Genomic DNA, 22,116 nt, shown 5'->3' with positions numbered 1-22,116 from the left:
TTCTGCAGTGATTCCGTCACATTTGTGAGACAAAACCGTGATTTGCAGCCCATACTATGGATTGGTTATGACACTAATATTTCAGTTGTGAGTCATAGAGATGACAGGTGGTGATTTGCGTCGAGTATATTTTCCTTTGATAGTCAGTGTGCTACTAAGCGCCTGCTCTTCTGGGCCTGAGCCTAGTGAGCAAGCACAGGTGACAACACCTACAAATCAGCTATTGTCGGACAACCCAGACTTGTTCGACTTTTACACAGAGTGGCACGGCACGCCTTATCGCTTAGGCGGGACACAGAAATCTGGAATTGATTGCTCAGCATTTGTACAAAAAGCGTTTGTTGAGGCTTATCAGCTCTCGTTACCAAGGACAACGAGGCAGCAATCAAAGCAAGGTGTGGAGTTAAGTTGGACGGATGCCAAGCAAGGGGATCTAGTGTTTTTTAAAACAAGACGTACAACTTATCATGTCGGAATTTACTTGGGTAACAAGCAGTTCATGCATGCATCGACGTCTAGAGGTGTGATTATTTCAAGAATCGACAACCCATACTGGGCATCTAAGTTTTGGCAAATAAGAAGAGTTACAATGTAACTCTTCTCACTCTTTAACCGGACATTGCTGTAAGTTAAAACAATATCAGTCGTAAGTCGCAACAGCATTATCGAACAGATTTTTGACCAGAGCGATGTATTCATCAAGGAACGTGATCTGTTCATTGGTCGCTTTTTTATGCCATACCCCAGCCAATATCTCACCAAGATCTTCAACAACTGCATCAGCCTCTTTCAATAATTTGAAGCGTACGCTCGAGTGAAGTTCTGGATTTTGCTCAAAAATCGCCATGATGTTTGAAGCCACCATATCGGTGACAACATCTTCGATGCTTTCGGATCCAGTGTCGCCAATTTCGGTCGTAAAAATATCTAGATTTAGAGACAAGTGCTCGATAAGAGCGAGATATCCATCGGTTTCTAAAACCACTGTTTTTCTCCGTTTATTGCAAGCCTTCGAAGCTGAAAGCAGAATAGTTTCAATAGTAAGACATGCCGAGAAAATTTCATTAACTTATTTCATATTAACAAACATTCACGAACCAACTGGATGATTTTCAAACAATTGAGCTTTGCTTCACTGAATTCGGATACAGGATTTCTTCAAACCTTTTTATATTTCAGTCATTTTCATGCAAACAGGTTTGGTTACGACCATTTTCTTTTGCACGATACAGCGCAGCATCGGCACTCTTTAACCATTGAGTGTGAGTTTCAAAATAAGGCTTATACTCGCAAACACCAATACTTATCGTGTAATTAATCAAAAAATCTTCCACTTTCACGATCTCTTGCTCAATTCTTTTGCGCAAACGCTCTGCGAAATAGCAAGCTTGCTCCTGGTTTGTGTGAGGAAGTAGTACCGTAAACTCTTCACCACCAAAACGACCGCAGATATCACTGCTCCTTGCTGTTTTTCTCAACAATGCAGAGGTTCGACGAATGACTTCGTCCCCTGTCGGGTGACCATAAGTATCATTCACCTTCTTAAAGTGGTCGATATCGAATATTACTAATGAGCATGGTCCGTCGATAACTTTTAAGTGAGCAAACTCATCTTTCAATGATTGCTCCCAATAAGCGCGATTAAATAAACCTGTTAAACCATCTTTGCGACTGATTTCCGACAAATGTTGATTTGTTTCTTTCAAATGAATGCGATTTCTCGCAGTTTCAGAAACATCATTGACTTGAATCGCTATGTGGCTGACCTCTCCTGAGAGCCCAGTTAACGGCGTGATCACGATATCTTGATACATAAAATCACTGCTGTTTGAAACCGGAGAAAAATTGTTGAACTTAAAAAGGTACGGTCGGTTTTCCCAGCTAGAAAAAGAACGAGTTTCCAGATCGGCGGCTGCTTTTATCTTGGTTTCTAGCCAAGTTCTTGGCAGCTCTTCAAAATGCTCAAATAAACATTCACCAAGAATTTCTTGTGATAGAACGCCACTGTATGACTGCATAAAACTGTTCCACACACATACTTTATACTCTTGATCCAAAACAATAAGCCCTGAATCCATCGTATCGAGAATTTGTGTGACCCAATGAAAGTCTGCTATGTCCAGCGTGATATCGGACATTAGATTAGCTCCATGATTTCATAGATAATTTCTACGGATGGCTTATCAATTAAAAACAGTACCTCGCACTCGAAATCGAGCGCTTCTGCCATGTAGGTGTATTCGATAGTAAAGAGCTCACCCAACTCGCCTTGCTCTTCACAATAAGGTGTTAAGGTATCCACAATGCCTGGCTGACGAAGTGAGAACTGCTTGTCGAGTTGATCGCCCAACGATGTGAGAAATGACGAAACCAGTAGGTTAGAGATATTCAAGATGATTTCATTATGAGGCGTAAACTCAAGGAGGTAACCTAATTTTTCCCCAATCTGATTGATATCCCTACCACGTAAACACACCAGTGCCTCTCCGTGAATACCACCACCGACAAACCTCTGCGCTACCGCAACGGAACTGTCACGCCCAACCACATCAACCAGTGTCATATGAAGCTCGCCGTAGGACAAAGGTCCAACATGAGGAACAGGAAGTTGGATGAACTCATGTAAATGGTCGGCCATAATCGCAGCCCCTTTACCAAGGGCAATGTTCGCAATTTCACGGAATTTGGCTAGTAAGGAAAGCTCTTCGCAACCCTGGTTTTTAGAATCAACCGAATGACTAGGTTTGAACGCATAATGCAGCCCTAATTGTTCGTATAGTGGGAGCACCTGCTCTTCTGTCAGAGGCTTAGCGATAAAAGCTTGAGCACCAAGATCGAGACAGCGCTGTTTTGCCTCTTGTTGAACATCTCCAGAAATAATGACGATTTTGGTCGGGTACTGACTAACAGGTAATGATTCGAGGACCTCAAAACCATCCATTATGGGCATCGTTAAATCGAGAAACAAAATATCGATATTTTGCTCAGCAAGAATATTAAGCGCCTCATAACCATCTTGCGCTTCAATAAGATGCAATGATGTATCTTGTACGATAGAACGCGCAATAAGCTTTCTTGCAACAGCTGAGTCATCACATATCAGTATTTTCATGCCACCAATGGAACTAACGTCAAAAAAATCATAATACCTGTTGTAAACGTTCATCTCCATATGCTAAGCCAACAAATCAGAGGCTTATAAGCGATTTGATTCACATTTATACAAATTGACTACACTAAGAGGAAGGTTTCTTTACTAAGTATGCTCAACATAGCGCCAACTCCCTGCTATTTATCCTAAACTATTGGTGGTCAAATAGATTCGCGAGGTTTTGTATGTGGCAAGCAATATCGCAACAGCTTTCTGATACTTTATTGTTCGATTACCAGATCACGGAAAAAGTAAGGCTGTCTGGTGGGGATATCAGTGAAAGCTACATGATCAATGATGGCGAGCAACGTTATTTTGTGAAAATTAACGATCGCGAATTTTTGTCTAAATTTGAGGTAGAAGCTGAAAGCCTGCATCTTTTGCGTGAAACATCCACCCTATTTGTACCTGAGGTGGTATTGGTTGGTAAAACCAAAAATGCCTCATTCCTAATTCTTAACTACCTTCCAACGAAACCATTAGAAGATGGTCCCAACAGCTTTAAATTTGGGCAGCAATTAGCTCACCTACACCAGTGGGGCGAGCAAAAAGAGTTTGGTTTTGATACCGACAACTATCTCGGTTCGACTCTACAGCCCAACAAATGGCACAAGAAATGGTGTGTATTCTTTGCTGAGCAACGCATAGGTTGGCAATTACAGCTCCTTAAAGAAAAAGGCGTCACCTTGGTTGATATCGATGACTTTATCGACGTCGTAAAACAGCGGCTAGCAAACCATGCTCCGGAACCTTCTTTGTTGCATGGCGATTTATGGAATGGAAATGCGGCACTCACTGCATTCGGTCCTATCTGTTACGATCCTGCGTGCTATTGGGGGGACAGGGAGTGTGATATTGCGATGACAGAGCTTTTTGGTGGATTTCAACCAGAATTTTATCAAGGCTACGAATCGGTTATGCCACTTTCTTCAAGCTATGAGGAACGTAAAGATATCTATAACCTTTACCATGTTCTCAACCATTGTAATTTGTTTGGCGGCCATTACTTGGAACAGGCTCAACTGGTTATTAATAAAATCATTTCTTATTAATTTGGAAGCCACTGCATATTTCAAGATGTAAAATCTCGAGGCACATCACTACAGAAAATCACCCTAAGCTCAAGGTTGAGTTTGGGGTCAAGTTTTGTACTTATTTCGACTCAATTAGCAACAACTCTGCCTAATATCAAAGGAGACTTAACTTTGGATTGTGCCTATTTTCCTTGTAGGCAAAGTAAGTAAAGGGCTGTACTTCCTTGATGAATAGTGTGTTTAAAAGCCCTGCGAGATTAGGAGTTGTTGTATGAAAAATTATACCGAAAGGTATGTAAAGTGCCCGCATTGCGGACACTCTATCGGCATTACACTGGATGCAAGTAATGGTGACCAAGAGTTTTATGATGATTGCCCAGCTTGTTGCCACGCTATCCACCTAAATATGCGAGTGGATGAGTTACAAGATAAGGTCGAACTATTTATCGATGACAATTACGAATAGCAGCTCGAGCATGTGAATATCAGAAATATAAAAACGCTTAAATGAAAAAGGAGCACTAGGCTCCTTTTTCTCATTCTAAAGCTGTTTTGCTGCAAGAACGCGCTCAACAGTATCAACAATTGCTTGAGTCTGAGGATCAAACTCAATATTAACACGCTCCCCTACTTGTCTCACTCCGAAAAGCGTTCGCTGCAAGGTTTCTGGAATTAGGTGTACCGAAAAACGACACGCTTCAACTTCACCAATAGTTAGCGAGCAGCCATCTAAACCAATGTAACCTTTCGCTAATACATATTTCATTGATTCTTGCGGCAGTTGGAACCAAATCGTGCGGTTATTGGGCGTATCGATGATATCGACAATATCTGCCGTTAAACTAATATGACCAGACATGCTATGCCCGCCTATTTCGTCACCAAACTTAGCCGCGCGCTCAATGTTTACGCTATCCCCTTCAACCAGCCGACCTAAATTAGTAAGAGCCAATGTCGCTTGCATTAAATCAAAACTGATAAGGTTGCCTTCGATCTTAGTCACAGTTAGACAACATCCGTTGTGTGCAACGGATGCACCAATTTCTAACCCTTTACAAAGTTCATCGCTTAACTCGACAACGTGCGTTTGAAAGCGTTCTTTTTTATCAATTTTAACGACCTTCGCCGTACCCTGAACTATTCCTGTAAACATTTCTTTTTACCTATTGATTTAATACCAACTGTAGTCGAAGACTAAGCCCTAAACACTGCGCTACAGGTCGGAAATAAAGACCGCAGACGATAAAGCCATGGCTTAATGAACACTGGTTTGTTCTCATGCATGCTTCAACATTACCATGATTCGCTGCTGTTCTCAGTAAAAGCGTATCCTTAGCGTGGAGAGCGTCCAGTCAGTGTTATCGACTATTCGCTACCTAGCTATGGAATATAAACATACAATTGTTTATCATTTGCGCGGAGTTTCTCCGAGGCATTTTTTCACCTTATCGTGACTAAAATCAACCATCAGATCCGTTCACCACATCTTTTGCCCTCGAGTACTCTCATTCTTTCAACTTATTGTTCCGCTCTGGAGTATTTTTCGTGCATCGCTATAAAGAAGAAGCATCAAGTCTTATCAAATTGGCGACCCCGGTATTGATCGCATCTGTCGCTCAAACTGGTATGGGGTTTGTTGATACCGTAATGGCTGGCGGCGTTAGCGCCACCGACATGGCTGCGGTTTCTGTCGCTTCAAGTATTTGGCTACCATCCATTTTGTTTGGGGTGGGTTTATTAATGGCATTGGTCCCTGTTGTCGCACAGTTAAATGGCTCTGGTCGTCGAGTGAAAATCCCGTTTGAAATTCAGCAAGGCGTCGTTTTGGCATTGCTGATCAGTGTGCCGATAATTGCAGTCCTGCTTCAAACCCAGTTTATTCTCGGGCTGATGGATGTTGAAGCACTGATGGCTGAAAAAACGGTGGGATACATTCATGCCGTTATATTAGCAGTACCCGCTTTTTTACTTTTCCAAACGCTTAGAAGCTTTACGGATGGTATGTCATTGACGAAGCCGGCAATGGTTATTGGCTTTATCGGTTTGCTGCTCAACATTCCTCTAAACTGGATTTTCGTGTACGGCAAGTTTGGTGCACCTGAATTAGGCGGTGTTGGCTGTGGTGTAGCAACCACGATTGTTTACTGGGTCATGTTTGCCATGCTATTGCTGTATGTGATGACATCAGAGCGATTGAAAAGCATCAACCTATTTGGAGAATGGCATCGCCCACAATGGAAAGCGCAAGTTCGTCTATTCAAGCTCGGCTTTCCTGTTGCAGCAGCACTGTTTTTTGAAGTGACACTGTTTGCTGTCGTTGCGCTGCTCGTTTCACCACTGGGTCCTATCATTGTGGCAGCGCATCAAGTCGCGATTAACTTCTCCTCGTTGGTATTTATGCTACCAATGAGTATTGGTGCAGCAGTAAGCATTCGTGTCGGCCATCGACTTGGTGAAGAAAACGTAGATGGCGCGCGCGTAGCGTCACGAGTCGGCATTATGGTTGGTCTAGCTTTGTCCGTTCTCACAGCGATTTTAACCGTCTTGTCTCGCGAGTGGATCGCCGAGCTTTATACTAGCAACCCAGAGGTCATCACTCTGGCGATGCACCTGCTCGTGTTTGCCGCTGTTTATCAATGTACGGATGCGGTTCAAGTGATCGCAGCTGGTGCATTACGCGGCTATAAAGACATGCGAGCCATCTTCAACCGTACTTTTATTGCTTATTGGATTCTTGGGCTGCCAATTGGTTACGTCCTTGGCCGTACAGACTGGATTGTCGAGCCAATGGGAGCACAAGGCTTCTGGCTTGGTTTTATCATCGGCCTATCTTCTGCGGCCTTTATGTTAGGCGTCAGAATGCGTTGGATGCATCGCCAAGAGCCAGAAGTGCAATTGAACTTTTCAGTTCAATAAAAAGTAAAAAAGCCAGCATCCGCTGGCTTTTATGATCGAATAATCACACGGTTGAGTATACTTATAACAAGATTACGAAGCGGTTGATTTTGCTCTCTAGACAACGGATACGAAGTTATAAAAAAGGATATTTGTGCGGTCTATTTTATTGTTCTTAATCTTGATTCTTAATGGTTGTGATAACTGGTTCAATCCAGAGAACGCCATGTTTGATAAGTATCATCAACGTGTAGCCAATGTATTGGACGTTCCTGCTATTCCAATAGAATTACAGTCTACGGTAACGATTCCTGCGAAACGCGTTTTGTTCGAGCCATTGCCAAGGCTATCTATTGGCCTGCTAGAGAGCTATCAATTACGACAATGCGGACTCTTTAATTTACTTGCCGAGAAAAACTCACAACTTGGAAAGGTGCAGGATGCCTTTCATGATTTTGATTATCAAACTGCCCTTTTAAGAGTCATGAATCGATGTTTATCCGAATTTCCACTTAGCGATGAAGAACGCGCGACATTGACAGAGCTTTACTCAACCAAGTGGCAGCATTTAGACATTCATCTCGACAACTTACTACTCGTAAGTGATGCCATGCAAAAGCAACTAACTGCCTCTGATTGGCTATCTCAAAATACGACGAATGATATTGCACGCATTAACGATGTCTATCGTATTTTCAGCGAAATGTATGATTTACCCCACCGCGCGGTCTCACGTCTACCCGATGTGGAAGTTACTCAATATCAAGAAGAGTTAGAGAAATCTCGTTTACTCGGACGACTTTACTATTCAATGGTAAACACATCCCTTTGGTTAAAAGCAACAACTCAGCTACTTGAGCAGAACCAGAGCAACGTATTGTGCGGGCCGAACAGAGACACCACCCAGTTCCGCTACTTAAGAAATGTCTTTCAATCCATTTACGTTGAAGAAGTGCAACCTTATTTGGCTTATTTAGACAGTACCTATCAACAACTTAATGATGGTGCCACTTTGGTGGAGAACCGTATGCAACTCCATGGTCACCAGTATGGCATCATTGAGGCACATAGAACATTTAGGCAAGAAACCCTAAACCACGTTCAGTTTTGGCAGGGTCTCTTCAAACGATGTGGCGTAACCGTTGGCAACTAGTAAGTGCAGAGCGTTCTATTCCTTCAACCTTTCACGCAAGAATCGAGCAAAACGTGGTTTACCAGTATGTGTAAAACCGTTATATCTAAATGTAATGGTTGAACCAATTTTCGGAGGCTGGCGACGCACTTCATCGGTAAATCCGCTACCGATGTAAAACTCAATGCCATTTGGTAAGCGAACTAACATTGCTCCCATCATACCTAATAAGCGCCCTGTTCCTGGCTTATAACCCACAACTAACGCTTCATCATCTGCGTATCGTTTTAGTTTAAGCAAATCACTACCGCGTCCAGCCTGATAGCGGCTTGATACCTTCCGCAACATCACCCCTTCACCGTCGGATATTGAAATTTTATCCAACTGTGTAAACAGATGAGCTTCATTTTGAATGGCTCGGTGCTCGACATATTTGATATGAGGCTGGTCGACTTCAAGCACTAAATCTTTGATGTTGTAATAACGCTTCCGATAATCACCAGCGGAATATGGCATATCAAAGATCATAAAGTCGATATGTCGCCAAGCAGACTCTACAGGAGTTTTATCTAATACCGTTTGCTGAACAAGATGGAAGTTACCTCTCCCAGCCCAAAGTTCACCGTCCAACGGATAATCAGGCAAAGGTCCTGTAAACCAATCTGGGGCGTAGATTCGATTACCATTTCTCGTCACGAGATGTTGCCCAGTCCAATAAGCGCGAACACCATCAAGTTTTTCGCTATACCAATATTCAGACACATCAATACCATCCTGATAGCTTTGTGCAAGAGAAACTGGTGGTGCGAGAGAAGTATCCGCTTGAAGCTGTGAAGACGCTGCCATAACAGCCAGCGCAATTAATGTCATTTTTAATGGCATAAGAAGACCTTGTACAAAAAATCGTCTTTATTGAAACGTAAGTCCTCTCGATGACCTATTTATTACTAGTTGTTCTTCGACTCATAACAATCAACATTAGTAATAATTTGCAAAGATAATCATAAACTTTAGACAGGTTTTGCATTTAGTCGTTACACGTTATTCACTTAAGGCGGATGGTTCGTCAATCGAGTTGGAATCTAATCATGACGAGATCCCCCGCTCTAATGACTTCTTTAGGTTCAACACCTCTTATAAGCAAACCATTTCTCTGTGCATTTTTGATTCTCAATTTGAGAATCAGTCCTTTCTCAAATTGAACAACATCATCAACAGCGCTTAAACTTTTGATTTTTAAATAGTTTAAAATTGGCACGTTACCTGCTCTATATCCAATTAGAAAAACAAACGGAGACAGAGTCATGGAATTACGCAAACTAGAAATCAATCAAGACAAGTTAGCCATTGAGTTTTTTGGTGACTTAGACGCAAGCGGCTGTCGACAAGCACAACATCACATTGATGAAGTAATTCACAACAATCATCACAAAGAAGTCGAAATTAACCTACAGCACGTCCAATTTCTTGATTCTTCAGGGATTGGTGCCATTGTTTACTTATATAAGCGTCTAGTTGAACGTGAAAGAAGCATGAGTATTGAAAACGTATCAGGCCAACCTTTAGAAATCATGAGCTTGCTTCGTATCAACCATGCCATTCCCGTTAACTCAAAAGGACACTAAAAATACCGGTTTAAACGGAGGTTGGCATGGTAAATCTTATACGACGATATGCATTAAGCGGTCTTGTTGTCGGCATGTTTGGTTGTTCGTCGTTTGACTACCCAGAACACGGAAAAGGTGGCTTGGCGGAAAGCTATCAAGATATCTCGATCGAGAATTATCAGTTTTCCCCTGTGATGCCTGACGAGCCTTTAGGTCCAGAACATGGGTTAAGGTTTGATTGGCAACTGACCAAGTTACATCTAGACGCACTAATCCAAGAGGGAGCGCGCTGGTGTTTTCCTGCGGCAGTTGTTCAGGCCCTTGAAAAACAAAATAGAATTGCGCGCGAGTTGGAAGGTGGGCTTTTACTCGACGCTGCCAACGACCTTGTGATTCAGCGTCGACGCTTAAACCAGCTCGAACAACAACTCGACTACGTACTGAGCCAAACCACTTGCACACCGCCCGATGATATTGAAGCACTACGTAGCGACCTAAACATAGTGTCGGATATCTATGCACTACTTAATATCGACAACCAGTTTGCTGTCGATTCAGCAGAAATCAACCCGAAGTACATGGGACATTTGGCAGAAGCAGCCTACATTTTACGTGACCACCCTAACCTATCTCTTGTAGTAACGGGGCATGCGGATGCAACTGGAACACCCGATTACAACCAGAAACTTGCTCAAGCGCGTGCAGAACAAGTAAAGCGTTACCTAACCGTATTTGGTATCACTTCAGAGAGAGTCACTACCAAATCTGTCGGAGATAACCTGCCACTCTATGAAGGTGAAACATCCGCCGTGCGTTTAACTAATCGTCGAGTAAGCATCGAGGTTATTAGCCCTAATTCAGATAGCGATACCTCAATAAACCGCAACCCAACGGCAGGAGGCGCGCTATGAACACGATGAAACCATTTATCCTCTTAATGTTGTTGTGTCTGGTCGCGTGGGTACCTTCTTCCATAGCGGATGAGAGCAATACTGTTAAGGTCGGTGATTTAATACAGATTAACTTACCTGGAGAGGCGTCGTTAAACCAAGGGTTTCAGGTTGATCGTCGTGGACGAATTAATTTACCAGAAGTCGGCCCTGTATTAGTGGCCGGCTACAATGAACAACAACTCCAAGACGTGATTATCGACAGGCTAAAGACCGTGTATCGTGACGTTAACAACGCTCGAGTTTTTATTAAACAGCAACAGTTGTTAGTGTCCGTTCAAGGCTACGTGGTCAAACCCGGTGAATATACCTTACCTTTTGGGTCCAACATTCAAATGTTTGTGTACGAAGCTGGCGGCCTGCGCGCTGGGGCTCAGCTTGATAAAATGATCGTGAAACGTGGAAATAGAAACATTGAATTTGACTACAAACGCTTCCTTGATACGGGTGACAATAGCCAACTGCCAAAACTAGAATCACTGGATGTCTTATTTGTCCCCGCTTCCCCACTCGTAGGGAATATTGAGCAAGAGTTTGATGCAGCAAAACTCGCGAATTCAGGTGACAGCGCAGATTCCGCTCGTGCAATCAAAGTCTTTGGTGAAGTCAACGCACCTGGCTCGTTCTCATACAAGCCAAACACCACGCTAGTTGATGTCGTAATGCGAGCTGGCGGCGTGACACGATATGCCAGTGTTGAGCAAATTCGCGTGATAACAAACAATAACCCAACCATGTTTAACCTGAAAAAGTACCTTGATACTGGAGACCAAAGCCTACTGCCGGAGATCCTGCCAGGTGCCACCATCTTTGTCCCAAAACAGGAAGAAGAAATCAAAGCAGGTGCAAATGTGGTTTACGTGATGGGTGAAGTCGCCCATCCTGGGGCATACGAAGGCAAGCAAGGCGCTAGCTTCATGGATATCCTCGCCAACGCTGGCGGGCCCACTCGCTACGCAGAATCTCGCCAAATTCGCGTTATAAAAGCCGATGGCAAAGTCATCAAATTCGATCTTACCGCGCATACAGAAGGACTATCTTCAGCCAGACCACCAAATGTTGGACCAGGAGACGCGATTTTCGTGCCGGAGAAAACCGATTTCAATGAGAAGTCTTGGTTAAAAGTAGCACCTAGTAGAGCGGTCGCAGTGATGGGAGAAGTTGTTCGCCCTGGACGCATCGAGTGGTCAGACGAAATGGATTTGATTGATCTGCTTGCACACGTTGGTGGCCCAACTCGACGAGCTGATACCACCAAAATTGAAGTCGCCAATAACGGTCAAATGACACAATTTGACTTAGACCAATACATTCTGGATGGCTCACCAACATCAAGCCTACCTCGAGTTTCCGCTGGTACAGTCGTAAGGGTACATGCATTGCCTGACGACCCATCCGATAATAAATCGCAATGGGTAAGCCAAAGCTCTGACGCATCGATATACGTTTTCGGGCAAATCAATGCACCTGGGCGCTATCGTTTCACTGAAGATATGCATTTTCTGGATATTTTGTCTGCCGCCGATGGACCGACAATGGATGCAGATATTCACAACATCCGTGTCACACACCGAGGCCTAGGTTATGCCAAAGTGAGTAAATTGAATTTATCGATGTACTTTGAAACAGGTGATGAATCAATTCTGCCCCACGTTCGTCCTGGTGATACCATTTACATTCCAGAAAAAAACAAAAACTGGTTAGATCGTTCAAAAGAGTCCACGGTACGCGTATTAGGTGAAGTAAGAGACCCAGGGCGATACGTATTCAATGACAACATGACTGTGCTTGATCTGTTAGCGGAAGCAGGAGGACCAACTGACAATGCCTACCTTGAAAAGATCAGTGTGGTCAATATGTCTTGCTGCCAGGGCCAAGCCCGAACATTTGATTTGGTGAACTTTAGTAAAACAGCCAACATTTATGAGCTGCCAGTCATTCGCGCAGGCGACACGATTTACATTCCCCATAAAGACGAAAGCTTTGTTGAAAAAGCGAGGGCCGGATTAAGAGATATTTTACAAATCACCACAACCATCGTGTTAATAGGAGCGTTGTAATGACTATTCCTGCAACTCACGCTGAGATTGAGCAAATTTATCTTCAGAGTGAACAGAAAGGCCACAAAACGATTTGTGTTGTGGGTTGTAAATCTGAAGATGGTGTCACTTCCGTGGCGTCATCTCTTGCAGAGCGCTTGGTTTTAGCAGGCCACAATACTTTGTATGTAGACCTTAACTTATTCAAACCCGCTTATCACACTGTTCACGACTTTGATGATGACGAGAAGGTTGGCCATTTGATCACACGAGAGAATACACATCAAACTTTAGTCGGCCTCCCTGCTCCATCTCTCGCCAGCACTCAGTTAGCGTACCGAGACCCAACAATGCTGAAACGAAACATTGCACAATGGTTAACGCAGTACGAGCGCGTCGTGATAGATACATCACCACTTCTCAGTGTCAACCGAAGCAATATTGCGCCTCAAGTGATTGCTGGCGTATGTGATGCTACTTTGTTAGTAGCGCATTATGGTTCTACGACTGCAACCCAGCTCGAGCAAGCCAAAAAGCTACTCGATGCTAGCGATGCGAACTTGATTGGTTCTGTACTGAACATGAAGCACACTCCAAGCCTGAAAGATGAGTTAATCCGCCAAGTTTCCAAGCTGCGTTTCTTACCAAAAAAGTGGAAAGAAAAACTGTCTCAGCAAATTAAAAAAAGCGAACTGTTTATGTTATAGGGAGCGCTATTATGACGATAAATAACACATTGACTATCGAGCAAGAATTAGTGGATGAGCATATTCTTCAGCAAATGATCAAAGATACGTGCGCCGAAATCATCCCTACCTTGATTGATCACTATGTCGAAGAGTCACGCGATCGCATGGAGAAAATAGAGCAAGCATTAAGCACAAAAGACCTTCAAACATTAGAGTTCGAGGTTCACACACTGGGCAGTTCTGCTCTCGCTCTAGGCAATCGAACGCTTTCAAGACAAGCAAGAATGATTGAGAAGTACTGTGTCGAAGGAAAAATACCAAAAGCATTGGAGCTTTGTGAAACACTTCCGCAACTCGCCAATGAATCGTTTGATGCGTTAGAAAAGCGAAAAGCTCAAGGGTTTGAGTAGTATCAGTGTCTTACTCCCTAGCGAAGCATCGCGTTTGATAAAGCGCGATGCCTACATCATCTCAGAAATTTAGGCTCCAAATTCAGTCACCCTCGCCAAGCCACACACCTTGAAGTTATTTGGGCATAACTTAATCAATTAAAAAGTATGGATTTTTCGCAAATTTCCTACCTTGTGCTAATACTTAAATAACGCTTTTCTCAAATTGAGAATTTTCAGCACTAGAGAGCAATAAACCACTCATAACGCCAAATAGTAGTGCTGACAAAAATCATAAAAAATGAAACAAACTACGTTGGGATGGGACTATGAGACCAAGGGTGTTACTGGTAGAGGACTCTACTTCACTAGCCATACTTTATAAGCAGTATGTGAAAGACGAACCTTATGACATTTTTCATGTCGAGACAGGTCGCGAAGCGATTCAATTTATTGAAAGAAGCAAACCTCAGCTCATCATTCTCGATTTGAAACTGCCCGACATGTCTGGCGAAGACGTGTTGGATTGGATCAACCAGAATGACATTCCTACGTCCGTTATTATTGCTACGGCACACGGCAGCGTCGACTTAGCCGTTAATCTAATTCAAAAAGGTGCGGAAGATTTCTTAGAAAAGCCCATAAACGCTGATCGCCTAAAAACATCAGTCGCATTGCACCTCAAACGCGCCAAATTGGAAGATTTGGTGGAAAATATTCAGTCCAAGTTTGATCGCCACAACTATCACGGATTCATCGGTTCAAGCCTCCCGATGCAGGCGGTATACAAGACCATTGATGCTGTTGCGCCAACTTCTGCCAGTGTGTTTATTGTGGGAGAAAGCGGCACAGGTAAAGAAGTTTGTGCTGAAGCCATCCACCGCCAGAGCGACCGTAAAGACAAGCCTTTTATTGCAATTAACTGTGGGGCTATTCCACGAGATTTGATGGAAAGTGAGATTTTTGGTCACGTTAAAGGGGCCTTTACTGGAGCAACAACAGATCGAAAAGGTGCGGCGACGCTGGCACATGGTGGCACGCTTTTTCTTGATGAGCTGTGTGAAATGGAACTAGAGATGCAAAAGAAGTTGCTCCGCTTTCTACAAACGGGCACTTACACCCCTCTTGGTGGCACTCGAGAAATGAAAGTGGATGTGAGAATCATTTGTGCCACTAACCGAGATCCATTAACAGAGGTAGAAGAAGGTCGTTTTCGTGAAGACTTATACTACCGTGTGCACGTTATACCTATCGATATGCCCCCATTACGTGAACGAGGAAGTGACATTGTCACGCTTGCCAAGCACTTCTTGACCACTTACGCCAAACAGGACAAAAAGAAATTCTCAACAATCGACAGCGAAGCTCAACATATCATCAAGCATTACGAATGGCCGGGTAATGTAAGGCAACTACAAAACATCATACGTAACATTGTGGTGCTTAATAACGACGAAAAAGTCACGGTGAGCCACCTACCCGCTCAACTTACTAAAAAGTCTAAAGTGACGAAAACAACGACGCCTGCGCATGTTGCTCAAGAGTCAGCAAACATTGCACCAATCACACCACCACCTGTTTATACTGAGGAACCTTCACCTTCTGCGGTCGAACCGTCGATTACCGCAGCGGAGCTGCCTGGTACACCGTCCTCTGCTGCTACCTCACCGTACTTTAACTCTGATGGAACCATTCGTCCTATGTGGCAAGTAGAGCGTGAAGCAATTCAAAACGCAATCGCGTACTGTGATGGCAACGTCCTCAACGCCGCTGTCATGCTGGAGTTAAGCCCATCTACGGTTTACCGAAAAAAACAAGCGTGGGAAGCGGATGAAATTAATCTCGAACAATCTTGATAAACCTGCCATTGGTGAAATTTGGATCTTGCTTGATAGCCGTCTATTCGGCGGCATTGAAAGTCACGTTATCGAGCTAGCTCGGGGATTAATCGCCTTTGGAAACAAAGCTCGAGTTGTGCTAACCACTGAGTATTCGCCAGCCGCTCAGATTGTACAGAAGGCAAAAGAAGCCGCGATCCCTGTGAGTTACTTAAACTATTTGTCTGGCGAGCCCAATAAAGCTTTAAAAATTAAACACCTAACAAGCGCCGTCGCCAATCACCAACCCTCAGTGGTTCACTCCCATGGTTATAAAGCGTCGATTTTGTCGCGCTGCGCCAAACTGCTCACCCGTACGTTTCCTCGTTTGATTTCAACTTATCATGCTGGTGAATCGTCCTCAGGGAAACTATGGCTATACGATTGGCTTGATAGAAGCTCCGGCAGCCTATCTGACCATTGCTTTGCTGTCAGTCCAAGTATTCAGCGCAAAGTTTTTTGTTCTTCAGAACTGCTGAATAACTTTGTTTCGATTCCCAACAGTCAACTCAACTATCAGGAGATCGCTTTTGTCGGCCGATTGAGTCAGGAAAAAGGCGCCGATCAATTTATTGAGGTAGCGAGGCTCTGTCCAACATTACAGTTTAGTGTGTACGGTGATGGCCCGGAAAAAGAGTCGCTTAATCAAACTGCCCCTTCAAATGTGACTTTCTTCGGCCATCAAACCGATATGGAAGGTGTTTGGGAAAATATCAGTGTACTTATCATTTCTTCTCGTTATGAGGGTCTTCCAATGGCGGCGCTTGAAGCCATGTCGAGAGGCATTGCCGTGATGAGCTTACGTGTAGGTCGTCTTCCAGATATTATCCAAACGGGTAAAAATGGTTTTATCGTCGAAGACATTCCCTCTCTTGCTAAATGTCTTCATGACTGGATGTCGATTGGTGAAGCGCAACAATCACTCATTCGCCAGAATGCTCGACAAACCATCATTGATGATTTCTCAGCGCAAAGTGTGATTCCCGTATTGCTACAAAAATATCAAATTGAAACGGATCACTAATCCATATTGGTTCTCAATATGAGAATGATGAGTTCCAAACATAAATATCATATAAGATTCAATCACATAAACTAATAGCATATTTTGGCATCTCTATTGCAGCTCAGCAGTTAACGCAGATTAATGATGAGACAGAGGTGACTTATGACTACGCCAAAACGCATTCTATATGTTCATTATGGTGATAATTGGATTCGCGGCAGTGAAGTGGTGCTTCTGGATCTCATTTCAGGAATCGACCGCAATAAGTTTGAGCCATTCGTATGGTCAAACTGCCAACCATTAATCGATAAGTGCCATTCGCTCGGAATTGAAGCGGAACATTCATCCTTCAATTTGGTTGGTGGTTGGAGCGCTCCACGCTGGGATATTAGCGGGTGGAATAGCCTTATCAAACAAGGCTCAGCTTTGATCGAAAAGCACAGCATTGACTTGGTACACGTCAATAGCGGCGGCCCTTGTCAATGGATGTGTTTGGCTGCTCGCATGAATCATATACCACTTGTCACGCAACTTCATTGCCATTATACATTGCGCGATCGCTTCTCTCTCGGACTTCACCTCTCTCCAAAATTGATTTGCGTTAGCAAAGATGTTGGACGCGAAATTCTTCAGGACGGCTACCCGCAAAACCAACTTCATGTCGTACACAACGGCGTGTCACTTCAAGGCGTGGATACACCCATCGACATTAAAGATCGACTCGGAATCCCATCACAGGCCTTTACCTTTCTGTCGGTGGGTTCGCTGATTAAGCGCAAAGGGTTCGACCGCCTTATTCGCGCAATGCGCATGCACAACTACCACCACCACAACCCTCACCTTGTTATTGTTGGTGACGGCGAAGAAAGAGAAGCATTGCAACAGCTTGCCGCGGATCTTGGTATCCAAGAGCGAGTGCACTTTGTCGGGGAGCAACACAATGCCGGAGAGTGGATGTGTGGTAATGCAGACGCTTTTATTAGCGGCGCCTATGAAGAGGCCTTTGGTCTCGTGCTCGGGGAAGCGGCTTTAGCTCAACTGCCTATCGTGGCTCCTAAAACGGGAGGCATTCCTGAGTTGTTCGAGCATAATCACTCTGCATTGCTGTACCAGAACAGTGGAATGGCGAGCCTGTTAAACGCGATTCAACAAGTCATGCAAGACGCGGCATTAAGAAACAAGCTGGCGGAAAACGCTTACCTACATGCTAGCCAGAACTTAACGACGACTGCATCTATCAACGCTATTGAACGTATTTACGAAGGTGAACTTAATAACAACGCCATTACACCAATGCCAATGACTCACTGCATGAAGCCTCTTTCACGCTGGTTGAGCATCAATTGAGGAGCCCGGTCATGAAACGTGTATTGATGTTCGACGCCATCCCAATGCAAGGTGGATCCAAAATCGCGAATGCAGAGCTCCTTAAGCAGTGCGATAAGCTGAACGTGATTGGTTATCTACTCACTACAAATCCAGAGCATTGGGCGTCACTGCTTAGTGATACACCGCGTGTGCAAGTTATAAAAATAAAACCATCACCATTTAACTCGACTCATGGACTGACCTACTGGTTGATGAACGCTTACTACTTTCTCCAACTTCTCTACGCGTGCATGAAGCTGCCAAAAATAGATAGCTTTTTGGGCCTATCTTGCCCAAGTAATGATATGCCTTTGTACTTACTACGATTAATTAGCAAAAAGCCTGTGGTACAGATGGTTCATGGCCCTATTGGACGATCGAGATCTGCTGGCTACTGCTTAGTAAAAGCATCGGCAATTTACTACTTGGCAAACACCCGCGAATCAATGGTAGAAGCATTACAGGCCTACCTCAAAACAGAGAAGCCAGCCACCGAACGCTATTGGTGTGGTTTGAATACATCTACGTTTGTTAATGGATTATCGAAAGATCGCTGGCCAAAACAAGCGAATCCGATTTCAAGCCGCGTTTTCTGGGCAGCTAGCTTACTAAAATGGAAGAACATCGATCTTTTGCTTGATGCTTTAACACTTGATGAGTCGAAAAAGATCAAATCCACCGTGTGTTACATCAAACCTAACGTGGCAGGTGTGGAATATTCAACACCGGACTTCAACACACAAGGTGTTGAATGGCATGAGTGCCCAAACAACTTAGATGAATTGCGTTCACAGTGTGGTGTGTTTGTTTCCACCAGTATCAACGAACCTTTTGGGTTATCTATTTTGGAGGCTCTCGCTGCAGGTATGTGTGTTGTCATTCCACATGATGATAGTTATTGGGACCGCGTGTTAACTCACGGCCGAAATTGTATTAAATACACGCCTAACAATGTGGCTTCGCTACACAACGCAATTCGCCTTTTGAATGAATCGCCGTGGATGAAAGTAACGATGGGTATCGAAGCACTCAATGTTTCTCAACTATACACAGCCGAACGTTGTTATTTGCCAATCGCCCAGCACCTTGCTGCCGAAATTGCTACCAACAATGATTGCACACTCAAGACACCGCGAGACATCAAAGGATATGATCATGTCTAAAGCAATGACCAACATGACGCTATTTGCTATCGCCTTAGTGATCAATAAAAGCATCAGCCTAATCATGCTGCCTGTATTGCCCCACTTTCTCTCACCAGAACAAATGGGCAAGCTTGAGCTTCTAACAACCTTTGGTGTTGTTACGACCTTGTTTGTCAGTTTCGCTTTGCATGAAGCGCTTTATCGATTCGTCGGCGTTGAAAAGGATCAAAATACGCGCACAAGCCTACTAAACCAGCTGTACTCACTTGCTTTACTCATCGCTGGCGTCGTCGCTCTTAGCTTGCTCACTATCATTTTAATCGCCCCCATTCCCGCGCCTTTTACGCGAGTCGAATTTGCTATTGTTATGTTTGCCATCGTTCTAGAAGGCAGTATTGCAATCGGCACTGCCTGGTTAAGAACACAAGACGACAAAGCAAGAACACTGCTTAACGTCATGGTCACTACCACCATTTTTCAGGTCATTTTTATCGTCGCGGCGCTGTCTGTTCATCCCCATGTTATTTCTGTTTTGTGGGGGGGCTTGTTGGCTGCTATTACTCAATTTGTTTGGCTGCACATCGTTAACCGTTACAATGTCACCCTTCCTAAGCTGACATTGGCAAAGCAATACCTAAACTACTGCCTACCAATGATGATGGCCGGTTTAGTAGCATTTTGTCTCAATGGCGCTGAACGCTGGTTCATTGGTGCCAACACTTCTCTTGCGACGTTAGGGATTTACGCGATAGCGGTAAAATTTGCAGTGGGCATGTGTATTTTAGTGCAGCCGTTTGGCATGTGGTGGATGCCACGTCGATTTAACTACTTAGAAGGGCGCAAGAGCACTGAAGCAGTGCGCATCACACACTTAGGTATGATTTACATTACAGGTTTGAGTGTAGTGGTCGGCACATTAGCAATGGTGATGATCACCTACTTACTGCCAGAAACCTATCATGAGGCGGTACTATTCAGCTTATTCTTGCTACCTATCGCCATGTTAAAAGAATGGAGTGAGTTGATTAACATCTCCATTTTGTACAAGCGTCGTACTCGCTGGCTACTGGGTATAAATGTCGTCTCTGCGTGCGTTGCGATTGCTTTGCTGTTTGGCTTATCTTCTCTGGGTATTTATGGTGTGTTCATTGCGCTTTATTACGCACAACTGTGTAAGCTGGGCCTGACTTATGTAGTAGGCCAACAATGTATGACGTTGCCTTTTCACCTAAGTCTGATGGTTTTATTACAGATTATATCCGGTGTGGCACTGTTCCTGCTTCACTCTTCACAATCAATAGGAATCGCCATCGCAATTTGCATTTTGACATGCAGTTTGCTGGCAGGGATAGCCACTCGCTACATGAGTAAAGAGACGCTCAATGCTCTCACTCGATACATAGTGAAACGGCGTGGACAGGTGAAGAGATACTCGTTATGAATGAAACCAAGGTGAGAACAAAGCAGTCCATCGCAGCACTGACGATCACTGTCGGTATCGGCCTGCTTTGGGTTGTTATGCCTCATCCCATTTTGATTGTTGCGTTGTGTTTCGCACCACTCGCGTTACTGTTTGTTCTCAATCAAACGTTTTGGCTTGTCACACTGTTCGTTATTTTTTCATTCTTTCGTATTCACGAAGCCTTTCCTGTTATCTATAACTTCAAGATCCCATTACTGTTATCATTGGGGGCACTCGCCGCACTCGCTTTTCACCTTCTTATAAGCCGCCAGATTACAGCTTTTTGGCACCCTTCATTAAAGTGGCTGTGTATATTTTGGGGTCTGGTGATCATCGGAATCATATTCGCTTCCAGTCGTGATATCGCAATAACGGTGTTCAAAAACACCTATTGGAAAATCATCATTATGACGTTGGCCATCACCTGGCTTATTACTAAACCTTCACAGCTCGCACAGATGTCAAAAGCAATTATTTTCGCCGGATTATTGATTGGCTTAGTGGCATTACAAAACGCTGCGAATGGCATTGATTTGGTTGAAGGGACGCGCGTGTCAATAGGACGATCCATAGGTTCAGTACTTGGCGATCCTAACGATTTGGCACTAGTGCTGATGTTTCCCCTTGCCTTTACCGTTAGTCAATTGATGGAGAAGCATTCCCCCAAGCATCTCAGGCTCTTTGCCCTTATCACCTGTTTGGTTTTGTTCTTTGCGATCATTGAGACGCAGAGCCGCGGTGGGTTACTAGGTTCACTGTCTGTATTTGCCTACTTTGCTTTTAAACACATCAAAAGCAAAACATTAGTCTTGGTACTAGGCGCCATCGCAGCGATCGTACTCTACGCATTCGCTGGTATTTCAGGACGAGAATCGGGGGGAGCCGCTGAGGATGGTATAGATGCCTCTGCGATGGGGCGACTTTATGCGTGGGAAGCGGCATTTAAAATGGCGCTGCATCATCCGTTGACTGGCGTAGGTCTAGATAACTTCTATTTTAATTACTATTTCTACAGCCCACACTGGGATGGTATCAACCACGCCGTCCATAGTACTTGGTTTGGCGTGTTAGCAGAAACGGGTTTTGTCGGGCTCGCGGTGTTCATTACTTTAATTGTGTCATTGATCCGCACCTCTTTGCATTCCATCTCATTGCTGACACCAAAATCAGATTACACCCTCTCTGTAGGAGCAAACGCCGTGTTAAGTGGGCTTATCGGTACCATCGTATCAGGCACGTTTCTGACTCAAGGTTTCACTTGGCCAATTTACATTCTAGCGGCGTTAACAGTTGTCGTTAGCCGAATTGTTCAAAGTGACTGTCAAAATGAGAAATCCTAGTTTCAAACATAAACAAAACCCATAACTCACTG

21 protein-coding genes are annotated in these 22,116 nt (G+C 44.0%); 16 read left to right on the top strand and 5 right to left on the bottom strand.

From position 1 onward, the window contains the following. Positions 1-100 precede the first annotated feature (100 nt). A complete protein-coding gene (locus R7F64_RS05910; RefSeq protein WP_258649981.1) occupies positions 101-595 on the top strand; it encodes an NlpC/P60 family protein in 495 nt (164 codons plus the stop codon). A gap of 45 nt (positions 596-640) precedes the next feature. Here R7F64_RS05910 and R7F64_RS05905 read toward each other — a convergent pair whose 3' ends face one another. The 3 genes from R7F64_RS05905 to R7F64_RS05895 all read right to left on the bottom strand — a co-directional run bounded on the left by R7F64_RS05905 (position 641) and on the right by R7F64_RS05895 (position 3,112). Next, positions 641-985 carry a DUF3802 family protein gene (locus R7F64_RS05905; protein WP_005377620.1) on the bottom strand — a complete coding sequence of 115 codons (345 nt, stop codon included), beginning with the start codon at positions 983-985 and terminating at the stop codon, positions 641-643. 190 nt (positions 986-1,175) lie between these two features. Continuing rightward, complete coding sequence (locus R7F64_RS05900) at positions 1,176-2,138, bottom strand: GGDEF domain-containing protein (protein WP_258649980.1); 963 nt, start codon at positions 2,136-2,138, stop codon at positions 1,176-1,178. Next, complete coding sequence (locus tag R7F64_RS05895) at positions 2,138-3,112, bottom strand: response regulator (protein ID WP_021033872.1); 975 nt, start codon at positions 3,110-3,112, stop codon at positions 2,138-2,140. Before R7F64_RS05895 ends, R7F64_RS05900 begins: the two co-directional genes overlap by 1 nt. Before the next feature lie 224 nt (positions 3,113-3,336). Here R7F64_RS05895 and R7F64_RS05890 point away from each other — a divergent pair, with 224 nt between their 5' ends. Together R7F64_RS05890 and R7F64_RS05885 are read left to right on the top strand one after the other, a co-directional pair. Continuing rightward, positions 3,337-4,203, top strand: coding sequence for a fructosamine kinase family protein (locus R7F64_RS05890; RefSeq protein ID WP_005377623.1), 867 nt, complete (start codon positions 3,337-3,339; stop codon positions 4,201-4,203). Positions 4,204-4,456: 253 nt separating this feature from the next. Then, the gene (locus R7F64_RS05885; RefSeq protein WP_017634925.1) at positions 4,457-4,651 is read left to right on the top strand and encodes a CPXCG motif-containing cysteine-rich protein; all 195 of its coding nucleotides are present in this window, start codon (positions 4,457-4,459) and stop codon (positions 4,649-4,651) included. Positions 4,652-4,726: 75 nt separating this feature from the next. Here the strand turns inward: R7F64_RS05885 and R7F64_RS05880 are convergent, their stop codons facing one another. After that, positions 4,727-5,338, bottom strand: coding sequence for a riboflavin synthase (locus R7F64_RS05880; RefSeq protein WP_005377625.1), 612 nt, complete (start codon positions 5,336-5,338; stop codon positions 4,727-4,729). Between the two features lie 392 nt (positions 5,339-5,730). Here R7F64_RS05880 and R7F64_RS05875 point away from each other — a divergent pair, with 392 nt between their 5' ends. Continuing rightward, positions 5,731-7,101 carry an MATE family efflux transporter gene (locus R7F64_RS05875; protein ID WP_005377626.1) on the top strand — a complete coding sequence of 457 codons (1,371 nt, stop codon included), beginning with the start codon at positions 5,731-5,733 and terminating at the stop codon, positions 7,099-7,101. A 133-nt stretch (positions 7,102-7,234) separates the two neighbouring features. After that, positions 7,235-8,233, top strand: a complete 999-nt coding sequence (locus tag R7F64_RS05870; protein ID WP_213969924.1) for a DUF3080 domain-containing protein — start codon at positions 7,235-7,237, stop codon at positions 8,231-8,233. A 15-nt stretch (positions 8,234-8,248) separates the two neighbouring features. On the opposite strand, the gene R7F64_RS05865 is transcribed toward R7F64_RS05870, so the two are convergent. Continuing rightward, entirely contained in the window at positions 8,249-9,094 is an 846-nt protein-coding gene (locus tag R7F64_RS05865; protein WP_086046755.1) for a DNA ligase, read from the bottom strand. A 422-nt stretch (positions 9,095-9,516) separates the two neighbouring features. Between R7F64_RS05865 and R7F64_RS05860 the strand changes: the two genes are divergently transcribed. From R7F64_RS05860 to R7F64_RS05810, 11 genes are all read left to right on the top strand, one after another. After that, positions 9,517-9,837, top strand: a complete 321-nt coding sequence (locus R7F64_RS05860) for an STAS domain-containing protein (protein WP_017634929.1) — start codon at positions 9,517-9,519, stop codon at positions 9,835-9,837. A 26-nt stretch (positions 9,838-9,863) separates the two neighbouring features. Then, positions 9,864-10,730, top strand: coding sequence for an OmpA family protein (locus R7F64_RS05855; RefSeq protein WP_053350556.1), 867 nt, complete (start codon positions 9,864-9,866; stop codon positions 10,728-10,730). Then, positions 10,727-12,829 (top strand): SLBB domain-containing protein, encoded by a 2,103-nt coding sequence (locus R7F64_RS05850; protein ID WP_318071528.1) that lies wholly within the window; start codon positions 10,727-10,729, stop codon positions 12,827-12,829. The genes R7F64_RS05855 and R7F64_RS05850 overlap by 4 nt, the downstream gene beginning before the upstream one ends. Then, positions 12,829-13,515, top strand: a complete 687-nt coding sequence (locus R7F64_RS05845) for an AAA family ATPase (RefSeq protein WP_033905258.1) — start codon at positions 12,829-12,831, stop codon at positions 13,513-13,515. Before R7F64_RS05850 ends, R7F64_RS05845 begins: the two co-directional genes overlap by 1 nt. A gap of 11 nt (positions 13,516-13,526) precedes the next feature. Then, the gene (locus tag R7F64_RS05840) at positions 13,527-13,907 is read left to right on the top strand and encodes an Hpt domain-containing protein (protein WP_005377636.1); all 381 of its coding nucleotides are present in this window, start codon (positions 13,527-13,529) and stop codon (positions 13,905-13,907) included. 308 nt (positions 13,908-14,215) lie between these two features. Beyond that, positions 14,216-15,742, top strand: coding sequence for a sigma-54-dependent transcriptional regulator (locus tag R7F64_RS05835; protein WP_053350558.1), 1,527 nt, complete (start codon positions 14,216-14,218; stop codon positions 15,740-15,742). Further along, a complete protein-coding gene (locus tag R7F64_RS05830; protein WP_033905256.1) occupies positions 15,717-16,787 on the top strand; it encodes a glycosyltransferase family 4 protein in 1,071 nt (356 codons plus the stop codon). The genes R7F64_RS05835 and R7F64_RS05830 overlap by 26 nt, the downstream gene beginning before the upstream one ends. Positions 16,788-16,931: 144 nt before the next feature. Beyond that, entirely contained in the window at positions 16,932-18,116 is a 1,185-nt protein-coding gene (locus R7F64_RS05825; protein WP_053350559.1) for a glycosyltransferase, read from the top strand. A gap of 11 nt (positions 18,117-18,127) precedes the next feature. Continuing rightward, on the top strand, positions 18,128-19,300 hold the full coding sequence (locus R7F64_RS05820) for a glycosyltransferase (protein WP_017634933.1): 1,173 nt from the start codon (positions 18,128-18,130) through the stop codon (positions 19,298-19,300). Next, positions 19,293-20,723, top strand: a complete 1,431-nt coding sequence (locus R7F64_RS05815; RefSeq protein ID WP_017820656.1) for a lipopolysaccharide biosynthesis protein — start codon at positions 19,293-19,295, stop codon at positions 20,721-20,723. The genes R7F64_RS05820 and R7F64_RS05815 overlap by 8 nt, the downstream gene beginning before the upstream one ends. Further along, positions 20,720-22,084: an O-antigen ligase family protein gene (locus R7F64_RS05810; protein WP_162497020.1), complete on the top strand. Its 1,365-nt coding sequence runs from the start codon at positions 20,720-20,722 to the stop codon at positions 22,082-22,084. Before R7F64_RS05815 ends, R7F64_RS05810 begins: the two co-directional genes overlap by 4 nt. Positions 22,085-22,116 lie beyond the last annotated feature (32 nt).

This window comes from Vibrio sp. Vb1980, from assembly GCF_033338615.1.
Taxonomy (GTDB): Bacteria; Pseudomonadota; Gammaproteobacteria; order Enterobacterales; family Vibrionaceae; genus Vibrio; species Vibrio alginolyticus.
Note: the sequence above shows the minus strand (reverse complement) of the source record. Positions and strands in the feature narration are given on the sequence as shown.

Excerpts from the sequence above, each read along its gene's own strand:
- R7F64_RS05900 (WP_258649980.1), bottom strand. The coding sequence starts at position 2,138 with ATGTCCGATATCACGCTGGACATAGCAGACTTTCATTGGGTCACACAA.
- R7F64_RS05830 (WP_033905256.1), top strand. The coding sequence starts at position 15,717 with ATGAAATTAATCTCGAACAATCTTGATAAACCTGCCATTGGTGAAATT.
- R7F64_RS05890 (WP_005377623.1), top strand. The coding sequence starts at position 3,337 with ATGTGGCAAGCAATATCGCAACAGCTTTCTGATACTTTATTGTTCGAT.
- R7F64_RS05880 (WP_005377625.1), bottom strand. The coding sequence starts at position 5,338 with ATGTTTACAGGAATAGTTCAGGGTACGGCGAAGGTCGTTAAAATTGAT.
- R7F64_RS05835 (WP_053350558.1), top strand. The coding sequence starts at position 14,216 with ATGAGACCAAGGGTGTTACTGGTAGAGGACTCTACTTCACTAGCCATA.
- R7F64_RS05865 (WP_086046755.1), bottom strand. The coding sequence starts at position 9,094 with ATGCCATTAAAAATGACATTAATTGCGCTGGCTGTTATGGCAGCGTCT.
- R7F64_RS05855 (WP_053350556.1), top strand. The coding sequence starts at position 9,864 with ATGGTAAATCTTATACGACGATATGCATTAAGCGGTCTTGTTGTCGGC.
- R7F64_RS05840 (WP_005377636.1), top strand. The coding sequence starts at position 13,527 with ATGACGATAAATAACACATTGACTATCGAGCAAGAATTAGTGGATGAG.
- R7F64_RS05845 (WP_033905258.1), top strand. The coding sequence starts at position 12,829 with ATGACTATTCCTGCAACTCACGCTGAGATTGAGCAAATTTATCTTCAG.
- R7F64_RS05825 (WP_053350559.1), top strand. The coding sequence starts at position 16,932 with ATGACTACGCCAAAACGCATTCTATATGTTCATTATGGTGATAATTGG.
- R7F64_RS05850 (WP_318071528.1), top strand. The coding sequence starts at position 10,727 with ATGAACACGATGAAACCATTTATCCTCTTAATGTTGTTGTGTCTGGTC.
- R7F64_RS05895 (WP_021033872.1), bottom strand. The coding sequence starts at position 3,112 with ATGAAAATACTGATATGTGATGACTCAGCTGTTGCAAGAAAGCTTATT.
- R7F64_RS05815 (WP_017820656.1), top strand. The coding sequence starts at position 19,293 with ATGTCTAAAGCAATGACCAACATGACGCTATTTGCTATCGCCTTAGTG.
- R7F64_RS05810 (WP_162497020.1), top strand. The coding sequence starts at position 20,720 with ATGAATGAAACCAAGGTGAGAACAAAGCAGTCCATCGCAGCACTGACG.
- R7F64_RS05910 (WP_258649981.1), top strand. The coding sequence starts at position 101 with ATGACAGGTGGTGATTTGCGTCGAGTATATTTTCCTTTGATAGTCAGT.
- R7F64_RS05820 (WP_017634933.1), top strand. The coding sequence starts at position 18,128 with ATGAAACGTGTATTGATGTTCGACGCCATCCCAATGCAAGGTGGATCC.
- R7F64_RS05860 (WP_017634929.1), top strand. The coding sequence starts at position 9,517 with ATGGAATTACGCAAACTAGAAATCAATCAAGACAAGTTAGCCATTGAG.
- R7F64_RS05885 (WP_017634925.1), top strand. The coding sequence starts at position 4,457 with ATGAAAAATTATACCGAAAGGTATGTAAAGTGCCCGCATTGCGGACAC.